12 protein-coding genes are annotated in these 10,028 nt (G+C 51.7%); all 12 read right to left on the bottom strand.

Annotated elements, in window-relative coordinates; genetic code table 11:
- Positions 1 to 356, bottom strand: a 356-nt coding sequence (locus AC2VLY_RS08630) for an FtsW/RodA/SpoVE family cell cycle protein (RefSeq protein ID WP_486922108.1), incomplete at its 3' end; no start/stop codon positions are given.
- Positions 353 to 826: a rod shape-determining protein MreD gene (gene mreD, locus AC2VLY_RS08625; protein ID WP_300251033.1), complete on the bottom strand. Its 474-nt coding sequence runs from the start codon at positions 824 to 826 to the stop codon at positions 353 to 355. The genes mreD and AC2VLY_RS08630, both read right to left, overlap by 4 nt.
- Positions 823 to 1,605: a rod shape-determining protein MreC gene (mreC, locus tag AC2VLY_RS08620; protein ID WP_300251297.1), complete on the bottom strand. Its 783-nt coding sequence runs from the start codon at positions 1,603 to 1,605 to the stop codon at positions 823 to 825. Before mreC ends, mreD begins: the two co-directional genes overlap by 4 nt.
- Positions 1,606 to 1,687: 82 nt before the next feature.
- Positions 1,688 to 2,725: a rod shape-determining protein gene (locus AC2VLY_RS08615; RefSeq protein WP_372606774.1), complete on the bottom strand. Its 1,038-nt coding sequence runs from the start codon at positions 2,723 to 2,725 to the stop codon at positions 1,688 to 1,690.
- A gap of 228 nt (positions 2,726 to 2,953) precedes the next feature.
- Positions 2,954 to 4,681 carry a thiosulfohydrolase SoxB gene (soxB, locus tag AC2VLY_RS08610; RefSeq protein ID WP_300251038.1) on the bottom strand — a complete coding sequence of 576 codons (1,728 nt, stop codon included), beginning with the start codon at positions 4,679 to 4,681 and terminating at the stop codon, positions 2,954 to 2,956.
- Positions 4,682 to 4,699: 18 nt separating this feature from the next.
- Positions 4,700 to 5,227 (bottom strand): DUF302 domain-containing protein, encoded by a 528-nt coding sequence (locus AC2VLY_RS08605; RefSeq protein ID WP_227485368.1) that lies wholly within the window; start codon positions 5,225 to 5,227, stop codon positions 4,700 to 4,702.
- 70 nt (positions 5,228 to 5,297) lie between these two features.
- Complete coding sequence (soxA, locus tag AC2VLY_RS08600) at positions 5,298 to 6,161, bottom strand: sulfur oxidation c-type cytochrome SoxA (RefSeq protein ID WP_300251043.1); 864 nt, start codon at positions 6,159 to 6,161, stop codon at positions 5,298 to 5,300.
- A gap of 50 nt (positions 6,162 to 6,211) precedes the next feature.
- The gene (soxZ, locus tag AC2VLY_RS08595) at positions 6,212 to 6,544 is read right to left on the bottom strand and encodes a thiosulfate oxidation carrier complex protein SoxZ (RefSeq protein ID WP_300251046.1); all 333 of its coding nucleotides are present in this window, start codon (positions 6,542 to 6,544) and stop codon (positions 6,212 to 6,214) included.
- A gap of 34 nt (positions 6,545 to 6,578) precedes the next feature.
- A complete protein-coding gene (gene soxY / locus AC2VLY_RS08590) occupies positions 6,579 to 7,091 on the bottom strand; it encodes a thiosulfate oxidation carrier protein SoxY (RefSeq protein ID WP_193651168.1) in 513 nt (170 codons plus the stop codon).
- Positions 7,092 to 7,126: 35 nt separating this feature from the next.
- Entirely contained in the window at positions 7,127 to 7,582 is a 456-nt protein-coding gene (gene soxX, locus AC2VLY_RS08585; protein ID WP_227485369.1) for a sulfur oxidation c-type cytochrome SoxX, read from the bottom strand.
- A gap of 259 nt (positions 7,583 to 7,841) precedes the next feature.
- On the bottom strand, positions 7,842 to 9,212 hold the full coding sequence (locus tag AC2VLY_RS08580) for a sigma-54-dependent transcriptional regulator (RefSeq protein WP_300251050.1): 1,371 nt from the start codon (positions 9,210 to 9,212) through the stop codon (positions 7,842 to 7,844).
- Between the two features lie 43 nt (positions 9,213 to 9,255).
- The coding region (locus tag AC2VLY_RS08575) for a sensor histidine kinase (RefSeq protein ID WP_486922107.1) at positions 9,256 to 10,028 on the bottom strand (773 nt) is incomplete at its 5' end.

Below are 10,028 nucleotides of genomic sequence, written 5' to 3'. Positions count from 1 at the left end.
GGTAAAGCCAGTTTCATGAGTTCCGAGGGCTGAAAGGTGATGGGTCCGGCACCTAACCAGCGTCTGGCTCCGAGGCTGGTTTTGCCAGCGACCAGGGTGAGTGCCAGGAGTATAACGCCGATGCCATAAAGTGCCGGGGCCCAGGCGCGAATGCGTTCTGGCGGGGTATTGGCAATGGTGATCAGCACAATAAAGCCGATAGCAAAGTGGAATAACTGGGCGAAAACCACGCGAAGACTTTCCTGGCTGCCGCTGTAAAGTACGGCCAAACTGATGCCCATTAAAATGACAACACCGGTCAACAGTGCTGGATCCAGTTTTTGCAATGGACGGAACAGGCGTTGTGACCGGTTCATGATGATGCCTTCAAATGATGGCGCAGATAATCCAGCAAATAGGTAAACAGGGGCCATAGTAAGGCCCCCATCAACGGGCTGAGGAGCAGGCTGAAATGCCAGCTCACTGGCGCGGACCATAGTTGCCAGGACCAGACGATCAGTCGATGAGCGAACAGCAGCATGAAAATGAAAACCAATTGTTCCCAAACAGATAGATGGCGCACCCTGCCCAGGCCATTGACCAGCGCATAAACCATGAGAACACTGGCAACGGCCTGGCCACCGGGCACATCACCCATCATCATATCCTGAAGTAATCCTATGAGCCATACCACCGTATAGCTGAGTTCGGAGCCACTACGGATCGACCAGTAAAGCAGAAGCATGGCTACAAAATCCGGATGGATCATGCCATAAACAGGGCCAGAGGGGAGTGTTTCCAGGGCCATGGCCAGGGAAAAGGCGATCACCATGGCGATAGCATTCATGCTTTATCAGGCCGTGATGTCGGCTTGTTCTTTAGAAGTATGAGTACCGTGGTGAGCTGACCCAAGGGTACTGCGGGCCGCACTGAAATTTGCGCAAAGGGCTCGTCACCATTGTGAATGACCCTGGAAATGGTACCAATATGCAGGCCAGAGGGAAAACGCCCCCCGAGTCCAGAAGTGACCAATTGGTCACCTGCTTTCAGGGTGGTGTTGCGCGGCTGAAAGGGAACACTCAACCAATGAATATTGCCCTTGCCATTAACCAGCAGCGGAAGGTTTGTGCCCGCCAGTTGCGCAGGGATGCTGCTGTCGAGGTCGGAAATCAGGGCGATCTGGGCGCTGAGATCGGCTACGTGAATGACTTGCCCGGCCACACCACCGGCGGCCAGCACCGGCTGACCTATGTGAACGCCATTGTGACTGCCCAGATTGACGGTAATGAGCTGGCTACCGGGAGAAAAGTTTTCGGCGATGACCTGGGCAACAGCCATCCTTCCGGGTGGCTGGGGGAAACTGTCGAGTAATGCCAACAGTTGCCGGTTTTCATTGTGTAATATCTCGTTTTCCAGCAGTTTTGGTTCCAGCGATTTGAGTTTTTCCCGCAGTTGCGCGTTTTCAGCAAGCAGACTGCGGCGATCTTGCAGGTATTCACCCACTGTACGCCAGTTTTTTGTGGCCTGAAGATCCAGCCAATGAATGGGATAAGTCAGATTCCCGGACCAGTTCAGCATATTGGGATGCTTTTCGCTGAGCGCCGCAATGACAATGCTCAACAACACAAACGCCGCTACACGAAGGAGCGGCGGGTAGCGGCGAGGGAAAAACAACGCTGGCATGCTGAATGTTTACAGTTTCGCCGGGTTAATCGTCGGCGAATACCTCACCCAGAAGTTCCAGTTCTTCCAGGGCGCGGCCACTGCCTCGCGCTACACAGGTCAAAGGATCTTCGGCAACAATCACCGGCAAGGAAGTTTCCTCCATGATGAGACGGTCCAGATCGCGCAACAGCGCACCACCCCCCGTCAGAACCATGCCGCGCTCGGCAATATCGCCAGCGAGCTCCGGAGGGGTTTGTTCCAGGGCCAGCTTGATGGCGCCGACAATGGCACCCAGCGGTTCCTGAAGAGCTTCCATGATTTCATTACTATTGATGCTGAAAGTGCGGGGGACGCCTTCGGCGAGATTGCGCCCGCGCACTTCAAGCGTCAGCACTTCCTGACCGGGATAAGCACAGCCCACCTTTTTCTTGATTTCTTCGGCGGTACTTTCACCAATCAACATGCCGTAATTGCGGCGGATGTAATTAACGATGGCTTCATCCATTTTGTCACCCCCTACCCGGACGCTTTGGGAATAAACCACACCGCCCAGAGCAATTACCCCGACTTCAGTGGTCCCACCACCAATGTCCACCACCATGGAGCCGGTGGGTTCTGCGACTGGCATGCCGGCGCCAATGGCTGCCGCCATGGGTTCTTCAATCAGATGCACTTCGCGAGCTCCCGCGCTCATGGCTGATTCGCGGATGGCACGGCGTTCCACCTGCGTGGCTCCATAGGGCACACAAACAATAATACGGGGGCTGGGGCTGAGAAAACGCTGATGATGGACGCGACGAATGAAGTGCTTGAGCATCGCCTCTGTAATTTCAAAATCGGCAATGACGCCGTCTTTTAAAGGCCGAATGGCGGTGATGTTGGCGGGGGTGCGTCCGAGCATGCGTTTGGCCTCTTCACCGACATGTAAACGGCGACTGCCACCACCACGGCGCCCAGTATGAATGGCCACGACAGAAGGTTCTGAGAGGACAATGCCCTTTCCTCGCACATAAATCAGGGTGTTGGCCGTACCCAGGTCAACAGCGAGGTCCGTGGAAAAAAGTCCAAGAATGCGTTTCATGATCATCTGGTTACAAGCCTTTGTTATGCAAGTGGGGACACGGCCGGGATTTGAACAAAGTTAAACATCACTTCCGGGCTGCAAAATTCAGTGCGCAGTCTAGCATGAGGTATGGTCGAGATAAAATCTGGTGAGATTGGGGTGATTTGGCTACAGGACCTTGTTTTGCTCACAAAAAAAACCAGCGGTCAAAACCGCTGGCTAATGCTGCTCGCCACCTGAAGATGCCTAAAGCTTGTAGGTTTTGGGAAAGGCAATGCCGTGGTTGTTTGCCATGTCCTTGTTGAGTACCGGTAAATCCACCTTGTCTACCCGCACATTCTTTTTGGATTGCAGCCACTTTGAAAAAATATCCCAGACTGGTTTCCCTTCAACAGGTTGCATGGCTGCCCAGCCTGCCACTTTGTATTTTTTGCTGGCAGACATCGTTTGACCACCAACCCGCATATTGCTGCAACGATGATAGATTTTTTCATCCGGATTAAAGTCATACTGAATATTCCCGACCCGGATCATATCCCCGCCCTGCTGATAATATGGGTTCGGATTGAAGATGTTATCTGCCACCTGCTCCATGATGTTCTTGATCTGTTCCCCAGTGTAGGTGTTGACGGTAACCTGGGGATAGGTGATGGCCGTCTGGCCCATGACGTCTTCCATGGTAATGGTTTCACCGGGGAGCTTGCAGTAGCCCCAGCGGAAGCCTGGGGAGAAAGAGACTTCGCAATCCATTTCTTCCCGCAAGGCGTCGCAGAGTAACTGGTCAAAGCTGCCATTAAAGTTGTCACGCCGGTAAAGCAGGCTTTCGGTAGTAGCCAGGGGCTGCGCCAATTTCTGCTGATAAGGGCTGCGGACCTTATGGATGTAGTCAGCCATCTCCGGATCTTCCTTGATCAGGTTGGAGAACACCGGCAGATAATGGAAACGCCAGCCATTAAGCTTGCCTTTGCCGACATCCAGATCGAAACGGGCTAATACCTTGCCATTGGTGCTGGTATTGATTATTAAGGTATTGCCGACCATGAAAGGCTTGGGTCCCATAATGTCATGGGTATGACCACCCAGAATGATATCAATGCCCTTGACCATTGAGGCCATTTTCTTGTCAACGTCAGCACCGTTATGCGAGAGCACGACCACCAGATCAGCGTGCTGTTTCTCGCGGCATTCTGTCACCATTTTCTGCATATGCCCGGTATGAATACCAAACCCCCAGTCAGGTATCATGTAACCGGGATTGGCGATGGGGGTAAAAGGAAAAGCCTGACCAATAACGGCAATTTTACGGCCACTGACCTCATGAATATGGTAGGGTTTAAAAACCAGTTCCTGCCAGGTATTGTTGAAGATATTCTGGGCCAGAAAATTGGCCTTGAGTTCAGTTTTGACCAGATGCTCCACCTGATCCTGCCCGTAAGTAAATTCCCAATGGCCAACAAAATCATCTATCCCCAGGAGATTCTGGGCCCCGACCATATCCGCACCCTTGGTCCAGAGACTGGTTGCTGAACCCTGCCAGGTATCTCCACCATCCAGCAGCAACACCTTGTCTCCCCGTTGTTGCCGATAGCGTTTGACCAGGCTGGCGATATGTGCATATCCACCGATTTTGCCGTATTTGTGCGCGAGAGTGTCGAAGTCCAGGCAAGAATAGGCATATTTGCTGGAAGAGGGGGTAGCTACTCCATAATAATCCAGCATCCACTGTCCGCAGAGATGGGGAACCTGATTCAGTACCTGCCCTACGCCGATGTTGGTATCCGGTTCACGCCACCATACCGGCAGCAATTGCGCATGAGAGTCAGTCATGTGCAATAAGGTGACATTCCCATAATCAGGAATTTCATAAGGGTCGGCATCTGCCCCCCAGGCCGACTGCACGGCACCCGGTGTCAGGAAGCTGCCAGCACCGGCTATTCCCATTAATTGCATGAAATCACGTCTACTTAAGTTCATTGAATCCTCCGATACGGATTAAAGCCCGCCAGCAGCGGCTTGCTTCATCACGGTAATAATCTGGTGATCCAGCTCCTGAGCCACCTTGGCGGATTCTGGATTTTTCGGGAAATATTTCAGGGCGTAGGTGGGTAAATAGGTCATCAATTTTAGTTGGCCATTTTGTTCATACATGACAATTTTACAGGGTGCAAAAGCCCCAAATTCCGGTGTGCTTTTGAGGATTTTTGCACCCAGAACCAAATTACAGACCTCATAAATGACATAGGGCTGATTGCTTTTAATACCTCTTTCCTTGAGTCCCTGCTGAACATCCAGCGTGCCTACCACATTCATATTTTCAGCCTCGGCACCGCTCTGAATACCCATTTTGATCTGGGCCGGAGTGACACCTTTCTGCACATTGACAATGTACAGCGGGCTGGCGGTATTAATTGCTGGCATTCCGGATACTGTCGAAGAAATCTCGGCACCCTGTGCCCAGCCGCCAAGACTCAATCCCGTGCAACATAATCCGAGCACAAGTACTGATTTTTTCATATTCATGGTATTCCCCATTGTTTCTGGTAAAAATAGTAGCGGGTAAAAATTCAGGATTTATTATCCGGGGTTGAGTTCATGGACGATATCCCGGCACATTGATCTTGATGCCGTTGCTGAGATAACTCATAAAATATTCCAGCCGCTGGTAATCTGCACTTTCGAGCGGTTGTGGCACCGCACCTACTTTTTTGTCACAACCCTGCATCCGCTTTTGCAAAGTATTGACTGCCGACCAGGCAGCGCGATAAGTCGGGAAATGGGCGCTTTGGCCCTGTACTGGAGAGATGATTTGTGCGCGTAAATATTTCCCGGCATAAGCAACATGACAAGTAGCACAGGAAAAATTAAGTTGTCCGCGTTTCATGAAAAAGTAGGCTTTACCTTCTTCAAAGGCTTTCGTGGCCCCCGGACCCTGTACCTGAACATCCACGGGCATCCCATTAGAGAGCGAGGTCAGATAAGTTTGCAAAGCCACCATATCACTGCTGCCATATTTAAGCGGTGCCTCACCATTAGCCTTGCGGCAAGCATTCAGACTGGTACCGATGGTTACGATGTCATGGGTTTTGGGATCATACATGGGGTAATGTGCCGCCACACCCTTGCCACCATCAGGATAACAACTGGCATAAGACTTGCCATCAGCAAAAGACTTGGTCCATAAAGCCTTGCCTTGGGATAAAGTCAAATCTCCGGGATTAAACTGAATGGCCTCCTGATACTGACTGTACATTTCCGGGCTGAATGCATAAGAACCCAGCGCGTACTTCTCCAAAGGCATTTTAGGATTTTGTTCCTCGAAATAGGTATGAAATTGTTTGAGCGTCTCGGCCGGTCCGACCTTGGTATTTCCCAGGTCCCACCAGTTGACTGCCTGCGCAGCGTCACTGACACCAGCTAGGCCTATGATTGAAAGCGCAATCAGCAACCGCTTCATGGGTTCGTCCTTTTGTTGCAGGGGCGATTTCATTCGCCCCGATATGGGTATCAGGCTACTGTCAGTTTGGAATCGGCACTCCAGTTACCGCCGGTATTGTCTTTCCAGACTATTTTCAGGATTCCGCTACTTTCGGCCCGCAATTTGAATGCGAGGTAGGGATTGGCACTGACGGCTGTACTCCAGTCAATGTCCAGTAACGGCTTGTTATCAAATGTCACGGTGACGGTTTGGATAAAATGGGCCGGAAGGACCTTTCCAGCCTTATCTTTGGTCAGACCCGTAGTCATGGGATTCATGATCAGTGAACGGATTTCGACAATTTCCCCTTTTTTGGCGCTGCTCGCCATGCGAATCATTGGGTTACCTACATTTCCTGCCATGGATAATTCCTTTTTTCAATGGGTGTATATTGATTTAACCGCCGCAACCACCAATGGTGACTTTGACTTCCCGGGGGGCAGAGGCCATCAGAACGCCCTTATTGGTTTTGGCAACGACCCGGACATTGTCAGTTTTTGCCATTTTGATGCGTTGCTGGATGTATGCTTTACCCGCTGCAGGTGTAAACGTGAACTGACTGGCCAGAGGGGTGGGGTTGTGATCGACAAACAGATAAACCGCTGCAATGTAATCGTCTGCCGTCATGGGCGAATCCACTTCAATGGTGACGGGAACCGCTCCGCCGTTTTCAGCGATGGTAGGTGCTGTCAGTTTGACTTTGGCAGATACCGGAATGTCGGTTTTACCAACGGAGTCGGACATGGCCTCTTTCAGCAACTTGGCATCAAAAGCTTTTTCAGGCCATCCGGCAACATTATCTGCAAAGGCCAGCTGCGGTTTGATCAAGCCAAGACCAGCAGCCGTAGCCACCGCCCCTGTAGCCAGGCTGGCACCTAAAAACTGGCGTCGCTCAATGGGTTTACTCATCATTATTGTCTCCTTAGGAATTACAGATGGATTATTTACTTCAAAGACCACAAATAGTCGGCAACCTGCTCTAACTGTGTCTGCGTCAGCACTTTGTTTTTTCCAAATTCAGGCATGTTTGCGTATGGAAATAGTTTTTCAGGATCACCCAAAAAAGCGACGAGTTTTTCCTTGGTCTGAAACATCTGCTGGAATGTTACGCCCTGCATGGGCAGGGCCGGACCCACATTGCCCGCCATTGTTCCGCCCGGTAGAGCGTGGCAGGCAAGACAGTTTCCCTGTGCGCGATTGAAGGCAATAGCTTTGCCGGCCTGAATACTGCTGACGTTGCCCGGCGCTGCTGCTGCATTCACGCCAAGTCCCAGACAAGAAATCCCTGTCAACAGCAAAGCGATCTGAGCCAGCTGTTTATTTCTGTGCTTCATAAAATGCTCCTTTATTGCAGCGCTACCTACTGGCGCGGCAAAATTAACTAGCAGCTTTTGTGCCATTCTTTTAGAAAGAATGGCCTCTTACAATAAACAATAAAATAGTCTGTAAAGTATAATTGCTGGTATTGTTTTTTTAAGCCATTTTTATGGCATTTTCAGCCATAAATCTGGGTCAATAGGTGTTTTTCAATGATATAGAAAGCCAGGTGCAAAGGCGCTGTGCGGGTGAGGGTGTTGCCGTGCGCAAGAGAAGGGGCAGTCGGGCGAAAAAAGAGTGTGCCAAAAGGACCAGATGTTTCGTACCGGTCCCTGCAATGGATCAGTTGTCGAGGTTGTCTTCTTCAGAATCCTGGTCGCCAAGCAGGCCAATATTTTTCATTTTGGTCCGCAATTGTTTGCGGCTGATGCCCAGAAGAACAGCCGCCTGGCTTTGATTGAATCGGGTTTTTTCAAGGGCGCTGAGCACGGTTTGCCGTTCCAGGGCAGGTAAATCAAAGGGGCTTGCCGTACCTGATCCACCAGCTCCAGCATTTTGCTGGCAGATGTCGGGAGGGAGGTTTTGCCGCTGTATGTGTCCATGACGATTGAGCACCACCATCCGTTCCAGAAGATTTTCAAGTTGTCTGATATTGCCTGGCCACTCATAGGCTTCCAGGGCAGCCAGAGCCTCACTGCTGATGGTTACGGTCGGGCTGCGGCCAATGACGCTGCAGATTTGTTCCAGAAAATGATGTACCAGCGGCGCGATGTCGGCCCGTCGCTCGCGCAGCGGAGGAATATGGAGCGGAATGACATTCAGCCGATAATAGAGATCTTCCCGGAACTGGCCTTCGGCCACCGCCTTGGCCAGATCCATGTGGGTAGCTGCCACAATCCGGGCCAACATGCGCAAGGGTTGATGGGTGCCCAGACGGGTGAACTCCCTTTCCTGCAGGGCGCGGAGCAATTTGACCTGCATGGCGAGGGGCATATCTCCTACTTCATCCAGAAAAAGGGTTCCGGCACCAGCCATTTCCAGTTTGCCGGCCTGCGTACGTGTCGCTCCAGTAAAGGCGCCTTTTTCATAGCCAAAAATTTCACTTTCCACCAACTCCAGTGGAATGGCGCCACAGTTAAAAGCGACAAAAGGTTGGTCCGCCCGATTGGAAGCTTGATGCAAGGCGCGAGCAACCAGCTCCTTACCGGTCCCGGATTCTCCGGTAATCAGCACATTGGAGGGTGCTGGCGCTACCAGATCAATGGTTTCCAGCAGGGTTTCGATGGCGCGGCTGACCCCGATCAAGCCGTGCCGGCGTGGCTCCTGACGCATGGGAGGTAGGGATTTGCCACGACGCCCCAGGGTTTGGCGAATCAAGGCAATCAGTTCGCCCTCATCGACCGGTTTAGTCAGATAATGTTCGGCACCCGCCTTGATGGCTTCGACTGCCTGCTCAATTTCTCCATAGGCCGTCGAAATAATGACCGGTATTTCAGGGTGCGTCGCCTTGATATTGCGCAATAGTTCGGTGCCGGAAAGCCCGGGCAGACGCTGATCAGTCAGGATTAATGCAGGTTCAGTGTTTTCAATGGTCGCCAGTGCCTGTTCGCCATTTTCAGCTTCCAGTACCTGGAACCCCTCGGCAGTCAGTACCGCTGACAAAACACAACGAAGGTTTTTTTCATCTTCTACAATTAAAATCAGATTCTGCATGTTTATAGGGTCGGTCTCAGAAATTTTTTGGTCATGGTCATCATCAGGATGACAGGGGAAGCTTGCCGGGCAAATGGAGAATGAACCTGGTACCAGAATGGGTTTCGCACAACTCTACGCTGCCATCATGCACCATCATGATTTTGGTGACCACTGCCAATCCCAAGCCACTACCCTTGGTTTTGGTGGTGACATAGGGTTTGAAAATGGTCGCCCGTTTTTCTGGGGGAATGCCCGGTCCATTATCAGAAACCATAATGTCCAGCTGCGCAAGCCCGGATTTTTCTGCAGCAAGATGCAGCTCCCCATCTTGCATAGGCAGGGCATCAATGGCATTGAGAATCAGATTGCTCAATGCCTGTTCGATCAGGGAAGGGTCCAGTATGGCATGCAGGGATGCCGGACAATCCAGAGTGGCCAAAATAGTTTTGGTCTCCAGGTCTGCGCGATGTCTGGTGAGGCATCGTTCCAGCAGATGCCGGATTTGCGTGTCGACAGGGATCGCCGCATAAGGCCGACCAAAGTCCAGAAAGCCTTGAGTCATGTCATACAGGCGCTGTACTTCTTCCTCAATGATGCGGATAAAATCGCCCTGATTGTCTGCCCCCTGACCATAGCGCACCAGGTAACGAGCGGCGCCGCGCAGGGAGGACAGGGCGTTACGGATTTCATGGGCCACCTGCGCAGACATTTCACCAATGGTGACCATACATTGCATTGCCTGTTGGCGCTGGTGCAGCTGACGAAGCTCCAGTAAGTGTTCCCTGAGGCGCTGTTCGGTGAAGCGAAAAGCCCATTCCAGACGGTACAGTTCGT

The sequence above is a fragment of the Acidithiobacillus sp. TH-A36 genome (assembly GCF_057473445.1).
Note: the sequence above shows the minus strand (reverse complement) of the source record. Positions and strands in the feature narration are given on the sequence as shown.

Excerpts from the sequence above, each read along its gene's own strand:
- AC2VLY_RS08580 (WP_300251050.1), bottom strand. The coding sequence starts at position 9,212 with ATGCAGAATCTGATTTTAATTGTAGAAGATGAAAAAAACCTTCGTTGT.
- AC2VLY_RS08605 (WP_227485368.1), bottom strand. The coding sequence starts at position 5,227 with ATGAATATGAAAAAATCAGTACTTGTGCTCGGATTATGTTGCACGGGA.
- soxA (WP_300251043.1), bottom strand. The coding sequence starts at position 6,161 with ATGAAGCGGTTGCTGATTGCGCTTTCAATCATAGGCCTAGCTGGTGTC.
- soxX (WP_227485369.1), bottom strand. The coding sequence starts at position 7,582 with ATGGCACAAAAGCTGCTAGTTAATTTTGCCGCGCCAGTAGGTAGCGCT.
- AC2VLY_RS08615 (WP_372606774.1), bottom strand. The coding sequence starts at position 2,725 with ATGAAACGCATTCTTGGACTTTTTTCCACGGACCTCGCTGTTGACCTG.
- mreD (WP_300251033.1), bottom strand. The coding sequence starts at position 826 with ATGAATGCTATCGCCATGGTGATCGCCTTTTCCCTGGCCATGGCCCTG.
- soxB (WP_300251038.1), bottom strand. The coding sequence starts at position 4,681 with ATGAACTTAAGTAGACGTGATTTCATGCAATTAATGGGAATAGCCGGT.
- soxZ (WP_300251046.1), bottom strand. The coding sequence starts at position 6,544 with ATGGCAGGAAATGTAGGTAACCCAATGATTCGCATGGCGAGCAGCGCC.
- soxY (WP_193651168.1), bottom strand. The coding sequence starts at position 7,091 with ATGAGTAAACCCATTGAGCGACGCCAGTTTTTAGGTGCCAGCCTGGCT.